This window comes from Vreelandella sp. 162(4c), assembly GCF_058152265.1.
The window spans coordinates 3,359,509-3,379,011 of record NZ_CM176981.1 but is presented as its reverse complement, the minus strand read 5'-3'; the positions used below and the strand labels follow the sequence as shown (position 1 = coordinate 3,379,011).

17 protein-coding genes are annotated in these 19,503 nt (G+C 54.2%); 6 read left to right on the top strand and 11 right to left on the bottom strand.

Annotation, left to right across the window (positions count from 1 at the left end; all coding sequences use genetic code 11):
- Nucleotides 1–3 precede the first annotated feature (3 nt).
- Entirely contained in the window at nucleotides 4–1,329 is a 1,326-nt protein-coding gene (locus AC4EYZ_RS15525; protein WP_051430585.1) for an isochorismate synthase, read from the bottom strand.
- Nucleotides 1,330–1,357: 28 nt separating this feature from the next.
- The gene (locus AC4EYZ_RS15520) at nucleotides 1,358–1,852 is read right to left on the bottom strand and encodes a DoxX family protein (protein WP_027957070.1); all 495 of its coding nucleotides are present in this window, start codon (nucleotides 1,850–1,852) and stop codon (nucleotides 1,358–1,360) included.
- 142 nt (nucleotides 1,853–1,994) lie between these two features.
- Here AC4EYZ_RS15520 and menA point away from each other — a divergent pair, with 142 nt between their 5' ends.
- Nucleotides 1,995–2,921, top strand: a complete 927-nt coding sequence (gene menA, locus AC4EYZ_RS15515) for a 1,4-dihydroxy-2-naphthoate octaprenyltransferase (protein ID WP_027957071.1) — start codon at nucleotides 1,995–1,997, stop codon at nucleotides 2,919–2,921.
- A 59-nt stretch (nucleotides 2,922–2,980) separates the two neighbouring features.
- On the opposite strand, the gene hmuQ is transcribed toward menA, so the two are convergent.
- A complete protein-coding gene (gene hmuQ / locus AC4EYZ_RS15510) occupies nucleotides 2,981–3,283 on the bottom strand; it encodes a heme-degrading protein HmuQ (RefSeq protein ID WP_022521683.1) in 303 nt (100 codons plus the stop codon).
- 514 nt (nucleotides 3,284–3,797) lie between these two features.
- Between hmuQ and AC4EYZ_RS15505 the strand changes: the two genes are divergently transcribed.
- Both AC4EYZ_RS15505 and AC4EYZ_RS15500 read left to right on the top strand, forming a co-directional pair.
- Nucleotides 3,798–4,520 carry an AzlC family ABC transporter permease gene (locus tag AC4EYZ_RS15505; protein WP_051051757.1) on the top strand — a complete coding sequence of 241 codons (723 nt, stop codon included), beginning with the start codon at nucleotides 3,798–3,800 and terminating at the stop codon, nucleotides 4,518–4,520.
- Between the two features lie 439 nt (nucleotides 4,521–4,959).
- Nucleotides 4,960–5,760 (top strand): AraC family transcriptional regulator, encoded by an 801-nt coding sequence (locus tag AC4EYZ_RS15500; protein ID WP_141440580.1) that lies wholly within the window; start codon nucleotides 4,960–4,962, stop codon nucleotides 5,758–5,760.
- A 105-nt stretch (nucleotides 5,761–5,865) separates the two neighbouring features.
- On the opposite strand, the gene gabT is transcribed toward AC4EYZ_RS15500, so the two are convergent.
- The 3 genes from gabT to AC4EYZ_RS15485 are packed head-to-tail and all read right to left on the bottom strand — an operon-like array spanning nucleotide 5,866 to nucleotide 10,061.
- Nucleotides 5,866–7,137 carry a 4-aminobutyrate--2-oxoglutarate transaminase gene (gene gabT / locus AC4EYZ_RS15495; protein ID WP_027957075.1) on the bottom strand — a complete coding sequence of 424 codons (1,272 nt, stop codon included), beginning with the start codon at nucleotides 7,135–7,137 and terminating at the stop codon, nucleotides 5,866–5,868.
- A gap of 11 nt (nucleotides 7,138–7,148) precedes the next feature.
- Nucleotides 7,149–8,600, bottom strand: a complete 1,452-nt coding sequence (locus AC4EYZ_RS15490) for an NAD-dependent succinate-semialdehyde dehydrogenase (protein WP_027957076.1) — start codon at nucleotides 8,598–8,600, stop codon at nucleotides 7,149–7,151.
- A gap of 45 nt (nucleotides 8,601–8,645) precedes the next feature.
- Nucleotides 8,646–10,061, bottom strand: a complete 1,416-nt coding sequence (locus AC4EYZ_RS15485) for an APC family permease (RefSeq protein ID WP_474192079.1) — start codon at nucleotides 10,059–10,061, stop codon at nucleotides 8,646–8,648.
- A gap of 278 nt (nucleotides 10,062–10,339) precedes the next feature.
- On the opposite strand from AC4EYZ_RS15485, the gene AC4EYZ_RS15480 reads away from it, so the two are divergent.
- The 3 genes from AC4EYZ_RS15480 to AC4EYZ_RS15470 all read left to right on the top strand — a co-directional run bounded on the left by AC4EYZ_RS15480 (nucleotide 10,340) and on the right by AC4EYZ_RS15470 (nucleotide 13,278).
- On the top strand, nucleotides 10,340–11,758 hold the full coding sequence (locus AC4EYZ_RS15480; RefSeq protein ID WP_027957078.1) for an aminotransferase-like domain-containing protein: 1,419 nt from the start codon (nucleotides 10,340–10,342) through the stop codon (nucleotides 11,756–11,758).
- An 87-nt stretch (nucleotides 11,759–11,845) separates the two neighbouring features.
- Entirely contained in the window at nucleotides 11,846–12,526 is a 681-nt protein-coding gene (locus AC4EYZ_RS15475; protein ID WP_027957079.1) for a transglycosylase SLT domain-containing protein, read from the top strand.
- Nucleotides 12,527–12,537: 11 nt separating this feature from the next.
- Nucleotides 12,538–13,278 (top strand): sulfite exporter TauE/SafE family protein, encoded by a 741-nt coding sequence (locus AC4EYZ_RS15470; RefSeq protein ID WP_027957080.1) that lies wholly within the window; start codon nucleotides 12,538–12,540, stop codon nucleotides 13,276–13,278.
- A gap of 74 nt (nucleotides 13,279–13,352) precedes the next feature.
- Here AC4EYZ_RS15470 and AC4EYZ_RS15465 read toward each other — a convergent pair whose 3' ends face one another.
- The 5 genes from AC4EYZ_RS15465 to AC4EYZ_RS15445 form a co-directional block, all read right to left on the bottom strand.
- A complete protein-coding gene (locus tag AC4EYZ_RS15465; protein ID WP_027957081.1) occupies nucleotides 13,353–13,904 on the bottom strand; it encodes a cupin domain-containing protein in 552 nt (183 codons plus the stop codon).
- Between the two features lie 163 nt (nucleotides 13,905–14,067).
- Nucleotides 14,068–15,522 (bottom strand): Na+/H+ antiporter NhaC, encoded by a 1,455-nt coding sequence (gene nhaC / locus AC4EYZ_RS15460; protein WP_027957082.1) that lies wholly within the window; start codon nucleotides 15,520–15,522, stop codon nucleotides 14,068–14,070.
- A gap of 222 nt (nucleotides 15,523–15,744) precedes the next feature.
- Nucleotides 15,745–17,244, bottom strand: a complete 1,500-nt coding sequence (locus tag AC4EYZ_RS15455; RefSeq protein ID WP_027957083.1) for an aldehyde dehydrogenase — start codon at nucleotides 17,242–17,244, stop codon at nucleotides 15,745–15,747.
- Nucleotides 17,244–18,620, bottom strand: a complete 1,377-nt coding sequence (locus AC4EYZ_RS15450; RefSeq protein WP_027957084.1) for an aspartate aminotransferase family protein — start codon at nucleotides 18,618–18,620, stop codon at nucleotides 17,244–17,246. The genes AC4EYZ_RS15455 and AC4EYZ_RS15450 overlap by 1 nt, the downstream gene beginning before the upstream one ends.
- A 35-nt stretch (nucleotides 18,621–18,655) precedes the next feature.
- On the bottom strand, nucleotides 18,656–19,462 hold the full coding sequence (locus tag AC4EYZ_RS15445; RefSeq protein ID WP_035538738.1) for a gamma-glutamyl-gamma-aminobutyrate hydrolase family protein: 807 nt from the start codon (nucleotides 19,460–19,462) through the stop codon (nucleotides 18,656–18,658).
- Nucleotides 19,463–19,503 lie beyond the last annotated feature (41 nt).

The following is a 19,503-nucleotide window of genomic DNA, read 5'->3' as shown; positions in this document are numbered from 1 at the left end:
ACGTTATCCCATCCCAAGCAGCGACATAATGTCAGCAATTTTCGTATCCAGTTCGTGCCACTCCTCGTCTGGCTGTGAGCCTGCCACAATGCCTGCACCGGCATAAAGGCGAATTGTTTCTGGGCCGATATGGGCGCAGCGAATGGCCACCGCCAGATCGCTGCTGGTGTGACTGATTCGGCCGAAAACGCCCGCATACCAACCGCGTCGATGGCGCTCATGTTGGCGAATAAATGCCAGTGCCGACTTGCGGGGAACACCGCCTACCGCTGGGGTAGGCGGCAGCACTGCCAGCAACTGCTGGTCGGTGACGTCTCGGTGCAACTCGGCGTGAATCAGACGACGGATATGTTGCACCGAGCGCAGCTTAACAATATGCGCCTCGCCCATCTGGACGTGAGAAGAGAGCGGCTCAAACTGGGTCAAAAGCTGCTGATATACGCACTGGTTTTCCAGACTGTTTTTCTTATCGGCCAGCAGTTCATCGGCAAGCGCTTGATCTTGCTGGGTATCCTGCCCACGACGTGTGGTACCCGCCAGCGCCTCGGTCATTAAATGCCTACCTTTACGCTTGTAGAGCCGTTCCGGCGGGCAGCCGATAAAGGCTTCATGGGGAGTAAATTGGACGCCAAAGTGAAAACAGTCGGCGGCACCGGCCTGCCAGCGTGCTAGCAGCGCCCAAGGGCTGGGCGTTTCAGGTGTGGTTAGGCACGTCTCCCGTGAGAGCACCACCTTGGGTGTGTGACTCAGGTGATCAGGATGGGTGACCTGCTCTACCGACGCCGCCCACTCTTTCTGCGCAGGATAGTCTTCACGCTGATAAACATTCGGCAGCCAACAAGGCAGCCGTTGCTCCTCTTCCAGCGCAGCCAAACAGGCACGAGCCTGGGCTATCTCGGCCTCTGGGCAGCAATCATCAAAGCGCAGATTGAGTGATAACATCACCCCCGCTTGCTGGCGCCTAAGCTCTATACGCGGCAGCAAAAAGTGGCAGCCCGGAAAGTGCTCCCACCCTGGCGTACCGGGGTCGAAGGCCATGCCCCCGAAGTAGTCCGGCTGCTCGCCACCACTATCGGCCAGTGTGGCAAGGTCGGCCTGCAGCGCGGCTAGCGAATCAAACGCCCTAACAACCCCTAGCGCAGCATACTCAACGGCGCCAGCATCACGGGATTGCCAATAGAGACGGGGATAAACGCTTTGCACGTTTAACCACCCCATCAGGTTACCGACCTGACAGGGCGTATTTAGGCGCATAAACCCTTTTTTATCCGTATGACGAAGCGCATCAAGCTGATGTTTGAGTGCTTCAATAGGGTGTGTAACGTGCATAATTCGCCTGTTAGACCCGCGTTTTCAATTAACTACCAGCGTACTTCAAGCCTAGCTTTTTTTTCATATAGGGCAGCACCCACCGATCGCCACCCAACCGCCCCGCATTGGCACCCGCCACCAGCAACAAGAAAGTCAGCGCAATCATCCATGGATTAGTGGACACCGTGCCTGCCATCAAAAACGACATGTTCATCACGATGGCGAAAAATGCAGCAAACGAGGTCAGCACACCAACGATCAAACCCAGACCAACTAACACTTCTCCCAGCGGTATAATGAAATTAATGACATCCGCATTGGGCAACGCAAAATTCTCTAGAAAGGCGACATAATTAGGATAAACCGCGCTTCCCTCGCGCATCACAGGGTTGGCGACAGCATTGCTTAAGAAGCCCTCGGCGTTAAAGCCACCGGTCATTTTACCGATGCCTAAGGTTAGCCAGGTGATGCCTAAATAGAGCCGTAGCAGTAACCAAACTACCGCCATATATTTGTTATGTCTAAATAAGTCGCCAATCATCGCGTAAACTCCTACTCAAGGGGTGCTTGCAGTGTGGGACAAGATGACGCGGCATATTTTGACTTAGATCTACTTTTCCGCACTTAATCATACATTGCCGAATGTTTATTAAATGAAAACGGTCAACAGGAATATCAACGGAATGGATCAAAATAGTAAGCGCCGCCACTACCAAGCCTGGGTGTTAGCCGCTCGCCCCCGAACGCTACCGCTAGCGTGTGCTTCCATTCTGCTAGGTACTGGGCTAGCCGCGAGTGTGGATGCTCTTAATATGGCAGTGCTTGTGCTTGCCCTACTGACCGCCATTGCGCTTCAAGTGCTGTCTAATTTAGCCAACGATTACGGTGATGCTGCATCGGGTGCTGATGACGAACAGCGTATAGGGCCTGCAAGAGCGGTCTCTTCTGGCTTGCTTAGCGCGGAAAAAATGCGCACGGGAATGATCATTGCGGCAACGTTTGCCGCGTTACTGGGGCTGTTACTGCTAGTCGCCGCGTTTGGAAATCAGTGGGGGCAAATCCTCATCTTCATTCTCTTAGGGGCTGCGGCCCTGTTGGCAGCAGTGACCTATACCGTTGGTCTAGGTGGCACCCCTTATGGCTACCGAGGGTTTGGGGACATTGCGGTCTTTATGTTTTTTGGTCTGCTTGGCGTCTTGGGCACCTACTATCTGCATGTACAGCAGTTAAGCTGGCTACCATTTCTACCTGCCGCCGCCTGCGGCCTGCTGGCCACCGCCGTGCTCAATGTGAATAACGTGCGCGATATAGAGAGCGATGCACGCAATGGCAAAATCACCCTGGCGGTGCGGTTAGGCCGCACTAAGGCGATTAGCTACCACTGGGCGCTGCTGGGCATCGCGCTGCTACTCACCTTGATCTATTTAGTTGTACTGCCGGTACCGTGGGAGGGATGGAGCTGCCTGCTGGTGGCCAAACCTCTAACTGACGCGGCCAGAACTTTGAGCCATACCCGTAATGGCGAGATTTTGACCAATATGCTGAAGAAAACGGCCATTTCAACGCTGCTTTATAGCGTACTGCTCTCTATTGGCTTGGCATTGTTTTAAAGCCCTCAAAGCGGGGCAACCACCCCGCTGATAACCTGCTTCGTTTAGCCGTACACGCCTTACAGCACCACCTCATAACCTTCAAACTTTGGTGGGCCAAGATAAATACCTTCGGGTGACTTGGCATTGGCATGGGCCTTCCGGAACGCATCTGACTTAGTCCAGGCGCGGAAGGCTTCTTCCGACTCCCACACGCTGTGGGAGATAAACACGGTGTGATCTTCCTGGCTTTCACCCTGCAGCATCTTGAACTGTTTAAAGCCCGGCACTTCATCCAAGTGAGAGTCGCGGTTACGCCACACCTCTAAAAAATCCTCTTCGCGGCCTGGGGCAATCCGAAAACGGTTCATCGCGATATACATCGTTACTCTCCTACTGGTTTGTTCCTGCAGAGTTGATCCTGCTGGATTGATTACGCAAACGCTACCTTGATGGTAACGTCATGGCATAGTGGCGAATAGGCTTAGCGGCGAATAGCTCTCAACCGTCAGGTATCAGTATTATTAATGGCTAAGGCACCTATCCAGGTCGTTTGGTTCAAACGCGAGTACGCATTCATGATCACGCGCCGTTTGCTAACGCAGCCGCGGCGGGCCCCACGTTGCCCGTATTCGCCATTGAACCCGACCAAAGAAGCCAGCCAAGTGATTGTGGATAAACTCGCCAGCCAGCGATGCCCAAGCCAACGCACGAAAACAAAATATTGAAAAACCATAACGGCTAGACTCACTCCGCTCTCAACAAACCTGCACGATCTTACAATACGCTTATCAACTTTTCTCATACGCTTCCAGCATAGCAGCTAGCTTCAATGTTCTGCTGTAAGCCCATTAGCCATAACTAAAAAATTCACATTTTGGGAAAAAGTGATTGGCAATGATGAATAAATATTTAAACACCAAAAAAGTGCTCTCTGCTTCAAATACAGCAGAGTATCGGGTTCTGCTTCCGCTGCTATTAACGGCCATCTTTGCAATAGCACCTGTTAGCATGCTATTCGGCTTTACTGCTTACAAAGCAGACTGGAGCATTGTCGAAATTTTTCTCGTAAGCCTACTAGGCTTTTCTGGGAGCGGGCAGTTTGCCGCTCTACCTCTCTCTGAGTCTGGGGCCAGTTTTTTAACTATTGCTTTCGTTACCACTATGATCAATAGCCGATATTTTGCAATTTCGCTTTCATGCTCAAAAAAATTACCAAAAAACAAGTTGCTTAAGGTTTTTGCGTCCCATGTACTCGGCGACGAAGCGTACGCTATTGAGCAGGGACATAACCAAAGAGCCATGCTGATAATTCGCTTCACCATTTTCTTGTCCTGGATACTCTTTGGGGTAGCAGGCGGCATTATAGCTGGGCTGTTTCCCAACCTTTTACCTGACGACATCAATGCCAGTATTCCTGCGAGCTTGGTGCTTCTTTTTCTTGCCATCTCGTATCTTCAAAACCGACCTTATAAAAGTGGTTTGATAACTGTTCCAAAGGCAACGTTAGGCTTTTTAATAAGCGGGCTTTTCTATTACACCCTTGGTGGCATCTACTTTTGGATCCCCTCCATCATTCTATTATCCACTATCTCCTATCTACTGAATAGAAAATATTGAGGAACAAATATGGTAGATAATTTTTTGGTGATTTTGGCTCTTCTACTTACAAGTGTCATGATAAGAGTTCTGCCCTCTTTGTTCACGATTAACTTCGGCGCAAAAGCCCAGTATCTAATTGAGGAAATATTGCCTACTTCTATTTTTATTTGTTTCATCACTTACATCGTGATACCAGAGATGGCTAACGGGCTTAACCTATCTATTTTTTCTTTTATTGCAGTAGGCATATTGGCAGTTATATTAAAAAGTGGACTGATCCTAACGACAGTCGTCGCCACCACTCTATATTACGTATTGAGCTGAATAGCCTGCAATACGAGAGCGCTTCAAGGACAGGCTATATAAACTGTCAAAACTGGCTAACTAGCTTTACTTATTCATATATTCCGCTGCATGATAACCCTGCATTCAGACAGAAGCCGATACCTTACCGCCTATGCTAAATTCTTTTTTTAATACCCAGATAGAAAGATTTGAAGCCTTTTTTTCTGGCGTTGCCTTCGAGCCGCATCGGCACGATACGTATGCTGTAGGTAGAACCCTTGCAGGGGTTCATTGCTTCAATTACCGAGGTGAAAAAAGAACTAGCTTGCCGGGCAATACCATTGTGATTCATCCTGATGAACTCCACGACGGTGAGGCTGGTACGAATGACGGCTTCCACTACCGCATCATGTATATTGAACCCTTTGCTCTTCAAGCGGTGCTTGGTGGCCGCACCTTACCCTACATAAAGGGTGGCGTTAGCACAGACCCTCGGCTTTATGCCGCCACAGAATTTCTTATGAATGACCTCCAAACTGCTCATGAGCAGCTTGAAGGGGAAGATATCGTCTTCGAACTAGCCAATGTTCTCTCTGCTGTTGCCGGTCACAAAAGAGGTAGGGTGGCATACGACTATAACGCTGCAGAAAAGGCTAGAGAATATATCCACGATTCATTGGATTCTCATATCACACTTGATGATTTAGCGTTGGTGAGCGGCCGTGAAAAGTGGAGTTTATCAAGAGATTTCAGGGCATTATATGGAACAAGCCCATACCGTTACTTGACCATGCGGCGTCTTGCGTTCGTAAAACGCTATTTGACCCAGGGTTATTCGTTGTCGTACGCCTCAGTTTCAGCTGGTTTCAATGACCAGAGCCATATGACAAATCACTTCAAGAAAGCCTTCGGTCTTACTCCCACTCATTGGTTATCTAGGTTTAAACAAAACTGTAGGGGTAGTGGCTCATAATCACACTGCAACCCCAAAACTTTCCCCGCCATGAAATAAAAACCCGCTCTCGCCAACAGCTTTCACTGTTTGACGAGGGCGGGCTTTGTGATGCTTAGAAGAGTATTAGCTAAGCGCTTCCAGGGACTGCTCGATAATGCTGAGCCCTTCTTCCAACACCGCAGGAGATACCGTCAGCGGTACCAGAATCCGGATGCTGTTGCCGTAGAAGCCACATGACAGAAGGATCAGGCCTTTCTCGCGGGCTTTGGCACAGAGCGCACCGGTTAGCGCTGTATCGGGTTTTCCTTCGCTATCGAGCAATTCGAACGCTGCCATGGCGCCTAGCTGGCGGCCGTGGGCAACGGCGGGGAATCGCTCTTCCCAAACAGCAAAACGCTCCGCGAGCATCTTGCCCATCTGCTCGCTGCGCTCAAGAATATTTTCCTCTTCGATCACCTCGATAACCGCCAGCGCTGCCGCGCAGGAGAGCGGATTGCCGCTGTAGGTGCCGCCTAGCGAGTTGGGGCCGGAGGCGTCCATTACCTTGGCGGTACCCACAACAGCCGACAGCGGCATGCCGTTAGCGAGGCTTTTGGCGGTGGTGAGAATATCCGCTTCGATGTCGCTATGTTCGAGGGCAAATAGCTTGCCGGTGCGGGCGAAGCCGGACTGCACTTCATCGGCGATCAGTAGAATGCCGTGCTCGTCGCACAGCGCGCGCAGCGCTTTAAGGTAATCCGGTGACGCAATATAGAAGCCGCCTTCACCTTGAACCGGCTCAATCACGATGGCCGCTGTACGGTGCGGGGCGATATCGGTTTTGAACAGCGTGCGAATGGCATCCAAAGACGCTTCTTCGCTGATGCCGTGCAGCGGATTCGGGAATGGGGCGCGGAACACGTCGCCCGGCATCGGGCCGAAGTCGTTCTTGTACGGTAGCACCTTGCCGGTCATGGCCAGGGTCATCATGGTGCGTCCGTGGAAAGCGCCGTCGAAGGTAATAATGCCGGTGCGGCCAGTGGCAGCGCGGGCAATCTTCACGGCGTTTTCCAGCGCTTCGGCACCGGTGTTGACCAGCATCGCTTTGCGCTCAGGGCCGCGCACCGGGCTTAGTTCGCAGAGCTTTTGGCACAGCTGCACATAGGGCGCGTAGGAAATGACCGCGGCGCTGGTGTGCATAACTTTCTTGAGCTGCGCTTCAACGGCGGCGACGATTTTCGGGTGGCGGTGGCCCAGGTTCAGCACACCAATACCGCCCGCGAAATCGATCCAGCGGTTGCCGTCGGCATCCCACAGCTCAGCATTTTCAGCGCGCTCGGCAAACTGGGTTGTCGGCGTGGCAGCACCGTTGGCCACGTAGCGGTTTTTCAGGTCGTTCAATTCTTGGTTAGTCATCATAGCTTTCCTTATAAACCGCCAACGCAGACATATTTAAGTTCAGTAAATTCATCAAGACCGTGGTGGGAGCCTTCGCGACCCAACCCGGACTCTTTAACGCCGCCAAACGGCGCCAACTCGGTGGAGATCAGCCCTTCATTCACACCGACCATGCCGTACTCCAGCTGCTCCATGGTGCGCCAGATGCGGCGGTAATCCGTAGCGTAGAAGTAAGCCGCCAGGCCAAAGGGTGTATCGTTGGCCATGGCAATGGCTTCTTCATCGCGCTGGAAGCGAAACACCGGCGCGACCGGGCCGAAGGTCTCTTCGTCGGCCACGGCCATCTTGGTGGTCACATCCGCCAGCACCGTGGGAGTGAAGAAGCGCTCGCCTGCGGCGTGAGGCTTACCACCGCAGAGCAGCCGAGCACCCTGGTTCACTGCGTCGTCCACATGGCGCTGCACTTTATCTACCGCTGCTTGGTTAATCAGCGGGCCGATAATGCTGCCATCCGCCAGGCCATCGCCAACCTTCAGTGCGTTCACTCGCTCGGTGAGCTTGCTGACAAACGTATCGTAAATGCCGTCCTGCACCAGGAAGCGATTGGTGCATACGCAGGTTTGCCCAGCGTTGCGGAATTTGGAGGCGATTGCGCCATCAACAGCGGCATCTACATCGGCGTCGTCAAACACGATAAACGGCGCGTTGCCCCCCAGCTCCATGGCGGCCTTCTTCACTGTACTGGCGCACTGGGCAAGCAAGTGCTTACCCACCGGGGTGGAGCCGGTAAACGAGACTTTGCGCACCCGTGAATCCGTGGTGAGCACCTCACCCACCGCTGCCGGTTTTGAGGCAGTAATCACGTTAATGGTGCCTGCAGGCAGGCCCGCTTCCAGCGCCAGGTAAGCGGCGGCAAGCGCGGTGAGCGGCGTGGCTTCGGCGGGCTTGATCACCACGGTGCAGCCCGCCGCCAGGGCCGGGGCGCACTTGCGGGTAATCATCGCCAGCGGGAAGTTCCATGGGGTAATTGCCGCCACCACACCTACCGGCTCGCGCAGAACCAATAAGCGTTTGTCCGCGCCATGACTTGGTAGGGTTTCTCCTGCCATACGCTTGGCTTCTTCGGCGAAGAACTCGATAAACGACGCACCGTAGGTGACTTCGCCTTTGGCTTCCGTCAGCGGCTTGCCCTGCTCCAGGGTCATCAGACGGGCCAGGTCGTCGGCGTGTTCGTTAATAAGCTCAAACCAGCGCCGTAGCAGTGCCGAGCGCTGCTTGACCGGTGTGGCCCGCCAGGCAGCGCCAGCGTTGTAGGCGGCGGCCACGGCGTCACGGGTATCATCGGCGCCCATATCCGCCACCCGGGCAATGGTTTCACCGGTGGCGGGGTTATCCACCGCAAAGGTTTGTTGACCTGTACGCCACTCGCCACCCACCAGGGCTGGAACCGCATCGTGCAACCACTGTTCGATAAAGCTCATACGTTGCTCCTAAAAAGCTTAAGTCCAGAAATCTCGTAGGACGGCTTACAGATCCACTTGCATATGGCGATCGCTGTAGTCACGCCCGTAGGTGCGCAGCGCATGCACGTAAAGCACGATGCCCAGCACCGCCCAGCCAGCAAAGATAGTCCACTCCGCGACGCTCAGTGCCGCCGGGCTACCGGGCAGGTAGAGGCACGCCATACCGAAAGAAAGAATGATAGCGAGGGTGCCGCACAGCTTGCCGTTACTTACCTTGAATGGGCGGGGCATATCCGGCTCGCGCACCCGTAGCACCACAAAGGAGATCGCCACAAACAGGTAGGCCAATACGATGCCCAAGCCACCCGCATTAACGATCCACACCAATGCTGGGCGGCCAAAGAAGGGCGCCAAACAGGAGAGAAAGCCCATCATAAAGATGGCATTAGTAGGGGTTCTGTAGCGAGGATGCAGCTTGGCAAACGGCGCAGGTAGCATGCCTGCTTTAGCGAGGGCATAGATTGCCCGGGAACCGCCGATATAGAAGGCGTTCCAACTAGTAATAATGCCCGCAATACCCGCCATGACCATTAAGTTGCTGGCCCACGCGGCGTTAAACAGGCTTCCCATGGCGTCCGGCACACTCAGTGAACTGGCCGCCAGTTCAGTGCTGTTGAGCGCCAGGCTGGTCGCCAGAATAATCAGCGCATACCACACCACCGCCAGAATCACCGACATCATCAGCACTTTGCCGATGGCCTTATAGGGCAGATTGATCTCTTCAGCGGCCTGGGGGATAACGTCAAAACCCACAAACAGAAACGGCACCATGACCAGCACCGCTACAATGCCTGCGAACACGCCGGTGTCGGCCTGGGTGAAGAGCGGCATCATATTGATGGTTTCACCTTCAAACAGCGAACCGGTGACAAACATGACCCCCACCAGCAGAATTAACCCAGTCACTATCTTTTGCAGCAGGGCCGCGGTGGTCACACCGAAGTAATTGATGATCATCATGACCAACGAGCCACCTACACCTACCGCTACCCAGGTGGCTTTAACTTCCCACCCGGCAATCGTCCACAGATGACCAACGGCATAGTTGGGCGCCAGATGTTCAATCACCGTGGGAAGTGCTACCGCTTCAAAGGCCACCACGCTTAGGTAGCCTAGAATAATCGCCCAGGTGCACAAGAAAGAAGGTAAGTGGCCCAAGGCGCGGTAGCTGTAGACGTGCTCGCCACCCACTTTGGGCATCGCAGCGGCAAGCTCCGCATAGGTAAGGCCAACCAAGACAATCGCTAAACCGCCGATAATAAACGCTATAATGGCGCCTAGGCTGCCAGCGGATTGAATGGCGGTACCGGTGAGTACAATCCAGCCCCAACCGATCATGGCACCGAAGGCCAGCGCTAATACATCGCCACGGGCGAGTACCCGGACGAGCCCTTCCTGTTGTGATGAGGATGTGGTCATTTGAAATTGTCCTGCGAGTTATTGGATGTTGTCGTAGGCGCTCAGGGGCGCAGTATCCTGATCCTGTTTTAACAGCCTCTCTTTGAATAGGCATGTTTTAAACGGTTTCGCCAAACAGGATAGCCACACGCTAGCAGGCGGGAGAGAAAACGCGAACGCACCACTTTTGCGTTCGACTAGACCACTTTTCATACGCACCGAAAGGGTGCACTATTTTCATACGGCTTTCGTCTAAGTGCCCGCCGTTAGCGGGTTAAGCGGGATTAAGGGGTGTCCAAATGGATCGTAAGGAGGTCGTGCACCAACTTGTACAGCTTTATGCACTCCAACCGGAGCGATTGAGTAAGCAGGTGCGTATTGAGCAGGCATTGCGACAAGCCATTACCCAACAGTGGCCTGCCGGGCTGCGGCTGCCCTCTCATCGCCAGTTGGCGGATGCCCTTGGCGTTGCCCGCCAAACCCTGGCGCTGGCGATCCATACGCTACTCGAAGAAGCACTGCTTAAAACCGCCCATGGCCAAGGCACCTGGACGTGCCGCCCAATTACGCCAAGCCCTCCCCTGCGTGGCAATGCACAGCTCTCCTCTCGCGCCCAACGGGTTCTGGATGGCCCCGGCGCGAGCATGATTCAAAGCGGTGCCTTCGTGCCGGGTATTCCCGATATCGCCCAGTTCCCGATGCGTAAATGGCGGCAGCTCTACGCCAGCGTAACGGTGCCGCAAAACGCCCTGCTGCTCTCCTACTCCACCGGTGGCTACGGCCCATTAAAGCGCGCGATACGCGATTTTCTGGCGCGCTGGCGCAATATTAGTTGCGACACGGAACAGATCATCATCACTGACGGTACCCATAACGGCATTGAGCTATGCGCCGTGGCGTTGGCTGATGTGGGCAACACTGTTGCCATGGAGTCGCCCTGCTACTGGGGAGCGCGCAACGTCTTTACCGCCGCAGGTTTGGAAATCGAACCGGTGGCGTGGCTGCCAGGTCAGGGGCACATGCTTCCGCCTGCTCCTGGCCCGGTCAAGCTGGCCTACTTGACCGGCTCGCACCATTACCCGCTCAGCGTGCCTACCAGTGCGGTGGATAAACAGCGCTTATGCGATGCCCTAGCGCCCGCGTATATTGTCGAAGATGATTACGAGTTTAACCGCGACGACCACTCCAATCTGCTCTTTGACCCGCACTCGGAGCGCCACTTGCTGGTGGGCTCGTTTTCCAAGATGATGTTTCCAGGACTGCGCTTAGGCTATTTAGTGGTACCGCGTCATTTAGCGGGGCCAATGAACCGCTTGCGCAGTGAACTATTCCGCGAAGGACGCATGCTGGATCAGGCCGTACTAGCACAATTTATTTTTGATGGTGATTTGGATGCCTGGTGTCGGCGCATTCAACGCGACTACCTAGGGCGCCAACAGGTGCTGCATGATCAACTACATTCGCTGCCGCAGGTGCGCAGCGTTTCGCCACCGAGCAGTGCTATTAGCCTTTGCGTCGAGTTTGAGCCGGGCGTTAACGATGTGGGAATCGCTCAGTCACTGCTGAAAGAGCATTTAATTGTGCGTCCATTAAGCCCAGTGTGTGCACCAACCGATCCGCGCGTCGGCTTAGTAATGGGCGTCGGCATGCTATCAGGGGAAACGCTGGTGCGTGAAGCACAGCGCCTGCGTCGCAGCCTGGAAGCACTGCTGCGCTAGGCGTTATTAATAGTGCACAGGTAAGGAAGGAAGTGTTTCTCAACACCTTATCCACAAGCTTTGAACGGTTTACACACAAGGACTTTTATGCGTCACCCTGTTGATAATTTCATCGTCGCCTCTTCGGCTGCTTTCGCTAGGCTTCGCCTCTGGGCATCACTAAGTCTTGTGCTCCTGCTCTCGGGCTGCGCCACCTTTGCGCCCAACCCGCCTCAGGATCAAAGCAATATCTGCGAGATCTTCCGCGAGCAGCCCAGTTGGTACGACTACGCCCAGGAATCAGAGGAGAAGTGGGGCACACCGATCGCCACCCAGATGGCGTTTATTCAGCAGGAGTCTTCGTTTCGTAGCCATATCCGCCCGGATCGCAAGTACTATCTAGGCTTTATCCCCGGCCCCCGGCCCTCTTCTGCCAAAGGCTACGCCCAGGCCCAAGACCCCGTTTGGGGGGAGTATGAGGATCAAGCGGGCAGCCTGTTTGCCCGGCGTACTCATATGAAACACGCCACGGACTTTATTGGCTGGTACAACCGTCGTTCCCAGCAGCAGGCGGGCATATCGCTCAGTAATCCCGAGCACCTCTACTACGCCTATCACGAAGGCGCGGGGGGCTACCAGCGGGGTTCTTACCGCGGCAAACCACAGGTATTGAGTGCGGGGAGACAAGTAGCTGCTCGCGCTAACCGTTACCAAGCCCAGCTCAATGCTTGCGAAGCGGAGTTTCAATGCCGCAAGTTTTACCAGATCTGGCCATTCTGTCGTAGTTAAGGAAGCTGACGATGTCACTATGGATGGGTGCTGCCCTGGTTAGCGTGGTGTTTTTTACCTCGATGCTCTCCGGGGTGTTTGGTATGGCGGGCGGATTGGTACTGCTATGGTTTCTGCTGCTGATCTTTCCCGCGGGCACGGCGATGGCGGTGCACGGCGTTATACAGCTCACCGCGAATGGGTCGCGAGCATGGCTATCGCGACGCTATATTGTCTGGCCTATCGTCGCTTTTATGACGCTGGGTGTACTAAGCGCCGCGGGCCTGCTTCTGCTGTTCAACTACAGCCCCAATGCCGCCAGCGTCTCTATTTTGATTGGCCTAATGCCGATTTTGGTATGGCTGCCCAAGCGCTGGTTTCACCTGGATGCCAACCGCGCCAGCCACGCACTGTGCTGCGGCATCGCCTCTGGTGGTTTGACGATAGCCGCAGGGGTTTCCGGGCCGCTAATCGATATATTCTTTGTGCGCTCACGCATGGATCGTCGCCAAGTCGTGGCGACCAAGGCAATGATTCAGGTAGTGGCGCACAGCATTAAAATCATCTTCTATCTCGGCGCCGCCATGGCGCTTAGTACCGGCGAATGGGGCCTTGTGCTGCTAGCGGCGCCGTTTGCAATCTTTGGCACCCATACCGGCAACCGCATTTTACACCGTCTCACCGATGCCAACTTCCGCACCTGGACGCGCTGGATCGTGACCGGTATTGGGGTCTTCTACTTTTTTCAGGGGATCTTCCTGCTCACCCGCTAGCGTTGAGGCCGTGCCCAAACGATTTGCACGACATCTTTACTGCGACAATTGCCGCACAATACAAACCAGTAATATCAGAACGCCTTACCTGGCGTAGCACAGCTAATTATTTTGCAGGGAACATCGCCAATGTTTCTGAAACGGTGCGGAGTGCTTGTCTTGAAATAGTATGATTCACCTGGCCCTAAGCGCCTCGTATTACTTCCAACAATGATTTCAATCTCACCTTCCACGACAACACCAGCCTCTTCACCATAGTGAGTAATCATGGCTTGCCCAGTATCAGCACCCGGTAAGTATCGCTCAACCATAAAAGCCAAAGCACGGTTAGGACGATTTGCCCCGACAAGCTTGAAGGAAATATCACCAGAGGCAATATCAACCAAATCATCCGCCGAATAGAACACCTGCTCCTGACTATCCAGATCCATCGTAAAAAAATCACCGACGCTCATAGAGAAGGCGTTTAGGATTTTCTTCAGGGAACTGACGGATGGGCTAACTTTTCCTTGCTCTATTAGCGAAAGACTTGAGTGGGTAACCCCACACAACTTTGCTAGTTCACGTTGTGAAATCCCTCGCTGCTTGCGCAAGGAGCGCAAGCTCGCACCCACGTCATCCGACATGCTTTTTTTCACTCCCTATCAATAAGTAAATTACGTTGTTGGTCTATTGACGGGCACATAATAGCGCAAAAAAAACCCCACGGCTGTGGGGCAAAAACTTAATTAAATGATCGCTTTCTACAAAAGATAATTCGCTTAGTCGGTGTGCATCGTCGTGGTCAGCTCAAGTACTTCGAGCATCAGCCAATCCCACGACCACTTCAGCCTCTTGCGGCTCGTCTTCGTAAGCAATTCGGAAGCCGGTAAAGCCGTAAAGAATGGCAAATAACGGACTAAGCAGCGCTAGAAAGGCATAAGGCGCGTAACTGAAAGCACTGACGCCCAGCGTGGCAAACATAAAGGCACCACAGGTATTCCAAGGCACCAGAGGCGACGTCATGGTGCCAGCATCTTCTACCGTGCGAGACAGGTTTTTCAGTTTCAGCGAGCGACGCTTGTACTCGCTGGCATACATGCGGGCAGGAAGAATAATACTTAGATACTGATCGCAACCCACTACGTTAGCGGCCATCGATGTCGCCACTGTAGTAGCAATCAGGCTGCCAGTGGTCTTGGCCAGTTTGAGCAGACTTTCCACGATGGTACGAAAGAACCCCGCCGACTCAAGAATCCCGCCAAAGCTCATCGCGATAATGATCAGCGAAACAGTCCACATCATGGCGCTAACACCGCCGTTGGTCAGCAGGTCGTCCACCGTGGCGTTTCCAGTGTCTACCGCGTAGCCTTCCACAAAAATAGTAAAGCTATCACCTAGAGGTACGCCCTGAACCACAATCGCGCAAACAATACCCATCAGCGAACCAACAGAAAGGGCAGGAATGGCCGGCACCTTCTTGACCATCATCACGATAACTGCCGCAGGCACCAGCAGCAGCCAGGGACTGATCATAAACAGTTCATCTAGACTCTGCTGCAACTCGGCTACTTGTGCCGCACCATCACCTGAAGGCGTCATGTTCAGGCCAATAATGGTGTAAAGCACTAGCGCCACCGCGAGCGCCGGAACCGTGGTGTAGAGCATATAGCGAATGTGTTCAAACAGGTCGACACTGACCACACCTGGCGCCATGTTGGTAGTTTCGGAAAGCGGAGAAATCTTGTCGCCAAAATAAACCCCAGAGATCACAGCACCTGCTACCATCGCCGGATTAAGGCCTAGCCCTTCACCGACGCCCATCAGGGCGATACCAATAGTGCCTGCCGCCGTCCAGGCGTTACCACCAGCCAACGATACCAAACAGCAGATCAAGCACGCCGCAACCAAAAAGTAGTCTGGTGCCAAAATGCTCAGCCCGTAATAGATCATGGTGGGCACAATCCCACCGGCAATCCAGTAGCCAATAATGGTGCCGATAATGATTAGAATCACAATCGCCTGTGTGGTCAGGCCTATGGAACGTAAAATACCCGCTTCGAGATGCTTCCAGCGGCTACCCGTCGCAATAGCCACTATCGTCGCTACAATCGCACTCAAAAAAAGTGGCAAGTGCGGATCCGTCTCGAAGTAACCAATAAATACGCCCAATGATGCCGCCATAAACACAATCGGTATCATGGTCGCTTTTAAACTTGGGCGGGGAGTTTCTTGGTCTTCCTTAGCAGTGTGGTCAGTCGACATAATGTTCTCACTTAATGTTTGATTATTGGTCGTCGTATTTCCGTTAGGAAATCATTGCAGTGATGGCGACTCCGATCATTGTTATGCTTGTTTTTATTGGTTTTTCAGGCACAAGGCCCCCTCGGCGAGGGGGCACGGCATTTGCCGTGACACCTAGCGCTATTGAATCGAATCAATAAAGAGTGAAGTACCCAGGCGAAGCTCGTTACGAACTTCGATGGTTCAAACGCTTAGCGACATCCACACCGTCTTCACTTCGCAGTATTTCTCCTGCGCGTGAAGCGATTTATCGCGCCCATTGCCCGACTGCTTCACGCCGCCGAAAGGCACTGTCTGATCGATACCCGCCCAGTTATTCACATATACCTGGCCGGATTGCAGACGCCGCGAGACCCGCATAATGCGGTCAATATCCTGGCTCCAAACACCAGCAGCGAGTCCAAAGTCACTATCATTCGCAAGTGCAATCGCTTGCTCTTCGCTGTCGAAACCGAACACACTCAGTACTGGGCCAAAGATTTCTTCGCGGCCAATGCGCATATCGGGAGTAACATCATCGAAAACCGTCGGCGCCAGGAAATACCCATTGGAATCGCTGGCTTCGCCCCTTAGCTTCAGCGTGGCGCCTTCGCTCTCGCCCTGGCGAATATAATCAAGTACCCGTTGGTACTGCGCTTCATCGACCATGGCGCCCATAAAGCTATCCGGGTCGAGCGGGTCTCCTGGCTGCATGTGCTCAGCAGCTTTCACCACGCGGGCCACAAAATCCTTGCGAATACTGTTTTCCACCAACAGTCGCGAACCGGCAATACAGACTTCGCCTTGGTTGTGGAAAATAGCTTCCGCAGCGCTTTGGGCGACGGCATCGAGATATTGGCAGTCAGCGAAAACGATATTAGGGCTTTTGCCACCGCACTCTAGAAACACGCGTTTCAGGTTGGATTGTCCAGCGTACTGCATGAGCTGTTTACCCACAGCCGTGGAGCCGGTAAACGCCAGACAATCTACCTGCATGGAGAGCGCCAGAGCTTTGCCCACCGTATGGCCGTAACCGGGTAAAACCTGAAATACGCCGTCAGGAATACCGGCTTCCTGGGCAAGATGCGCCAAGCGCAGCGCCGACAAAGGCGATTTTTCCGACGGTTTGAGAATCACGCTGTTGCCCGCGGCCAGTGCCGGGGCAATCTTCCAGGACGTCATCATCAGTGGAAAATTCCATGGCACAATAGCCGCCACGACCCCCATTGGCTCGCGTAGCACCAACCCTAGCGCACGATCTCCAGTGGGTGCCACTTCGCCATAAAGCTTGTCGATACATTCCGCCTGATAGCGTAAGCACGCTACAGTGCCTGCCAAATCCCCTAGCGAGCTGGAAATCGGCTTACCCATATCGAGCGTATCGAGTAACGCCAACTCATCGCGGTGCGTCTCTACCAAATCCGCGAGGCGCAGCAGCACTCGCTTGCGCTTACACGGGTGGCAACGTGACCAGACACCGCTTTCAAAGGTTGCACGGGCCGCTTGCGTCGCGCGCTCAGCATCTTGTGCATCGCAGCTGGCCACTTCAGCAAGAACATTTCTGGAGGCAGGGTTGATACTGGTCAGTGTGCTGCCATCTGCGGCAGCCACAAACTCGCCATTGATAAAAGCGCGCGTTTCAAAGCTCAGTGACGCTGCTTTTGCTTGCCAGTCGGCTAGGGTTTTCGTGTTATCTGCCGCCATTATGCACTCTCCATGGGGTGTGTTATCGCCAGCTTTTCGGCTGTTTTGTCCAGTGCCAAACGCGCTTTGCTCACCAGTTCATCAATTTCACTGTGCGTGATGATGAGCGGCGGGGACATCACCATGGTGTCGCCCACTGAGCGCATCACTAGCCCGCTTTCGAAACACAAATCACGGCACAGATTGCCTACGGAAAGGGATTTATCGAAGCGCACACCGGTCGTCTTGTCAGCAACCAGCTCAAGTGCCCCAATCAGGCCTAGCGAGCGAGCTTCACCAACTAACGGATGTTCCGCCAACTCCTGCCAACGTTTCGCCAGATAAGGGCCCAGGTCATTGCGAACGTTGTCGACCACCTGCTCACTTTCCAGCAGCTCAAGGTTTTTAAGCGCAACAGCCGCACAGACCGGGTGGCCGGAGTAAGTAAAGCCGTGGAAAAACTCACCGCCTTCTGCAATCAATGTATCGGCCACGCGGTCTCCCACCAGCACCGCGCCAATGGGCAGATAGCCCGACGACAACCCCTTGGCAATCGGCATCAGGTCAGGTGTTAGCCCATAGTGAGTACTGCCAAACCACTCGCCTAAACGCCCGAAGCCGCAAATGACTTCGTCGGCAATCAGCAAAATATCGTACTTAGCCAACACCTCTTTCACCGCAGGCCAATAGCTGTCCGGTGGAATAATTGCACCGCCTGCGCCCTGCACCGGTTCGGCAATAAAGGCGGCTACGTTGTCTTCACCCAATAACAGGATTTGCTCTTCTAGCGCTTGGGCACACTGCTTGCCGAAGGCCTCCTGACTCATGTCGCGCCCTTCGCCAAACCAGTAAGGCTGGCCAATATGGGTAATGCCCGGCACACAAGGGCCGCCTTGATCGTGCATCGGCGCCATGCCGCCAAGGCTCATGCCTGCAACGGTAGAGCCGTGATAACCATTGTCACGCGAGATGATCCATTGCTTTTCCGGCTTGCCTTTGATTGCCCAATAGCGGCGCACCATGCGCAGCACGGTATCGTTGGCTTCGGAACCGGATCCAGTGAAGAACACATGATTGATATGCTCGGGAGCCAACTCACTTAGCTTGGCGGCCAGCTTCACTGCCGGTGGGTGGGTGGTTTTAAAGAAGTTGTTGTAATACGGCAGCTGCTGCATCTGCTCGGTGGCTGCCTCAACCAACTCCTGACGCCCGTAACCGAGATTGACGCACCAAAGTCCCGCCATAGCATCAAGAATACGATTGCCCTGGCTGTCGTAAATGTATACCCCATCGGCATGAGTGATGATGCGGCTACCCTCTGCGCCGAGCGATTTAAAGTCGGTGAATGGATGAAGGTGATGTTGGCGATCCAACGCCTGGTAATCCTGGGTCTGCATAGGTCAGTTCCTGCTCAAATCGTTGCAACAAGCGTTCAGCCGGCAGCAAGCTGGGCGGCGCGTTGGGTGCGATGCTGACGGCAGGCCGTCGCAAAGCCCTGAAAGAGTGCATCATAGAAAGGGTGTTCTTTAGGGCGCCACTCCGGATGCCACTGAACAGCTAGTGCGAACGCGGCGGCGCCGCGCACGGAGACCGCTTCGACTAACCCATCAGGTGCCCAGGCTTCTGCTTCCAGCCCCGACGCAAGCTGATCAATCCCCTGCTGGTGCAGTGAATTCACCTCAGCATGCTCGCCGCGATAGAGCGCCGCCAGGGCACCATTAGCGCGAATTTTTACCGTATGGGAGGGTGCATAATGACCCGCCATGTCATCAGCGGGCGGCTCACGATGATCGAGCATGCCTGGTAGCGTTTGTACGGCTTGGTGAAGCGTGCCCCCCAGGGCGACGTTCATTTCCTGAAAGCCTCGACAAATGCCAAATAAAGGCAACGCCTGACGTAACGCCTCATGCACCCAGCAAAGCGCCGCTTCATCGCGCCGTGCGTCATCGCGGGTATTCTCTGGGGCGCGCTCGGCACCATAGCGATTAGGAGCGACGTTGGTGTAACTGCCGGTTAGCATCAAGCCATCCAGGCTGCCCAACAGAGCGATGGCCTGCTCGGCACGCTGATCAGGCGTTAACATATCGGCGGCTAACACAGGAAGAATCACCGGCGTGACGTCGTAGTGGTAGAGCGCCTGTAGGAATTTATCGGTCACTATCTGAGCTGGATGACCTTCCACCTCTCGGCAGCAGGCGATAACACCCACCAGGGGGCGCGAAGAATGCGTTGCTTGCATAGTCAATACACTTTGTCGGTTGTTATGTTTTATTCAACACT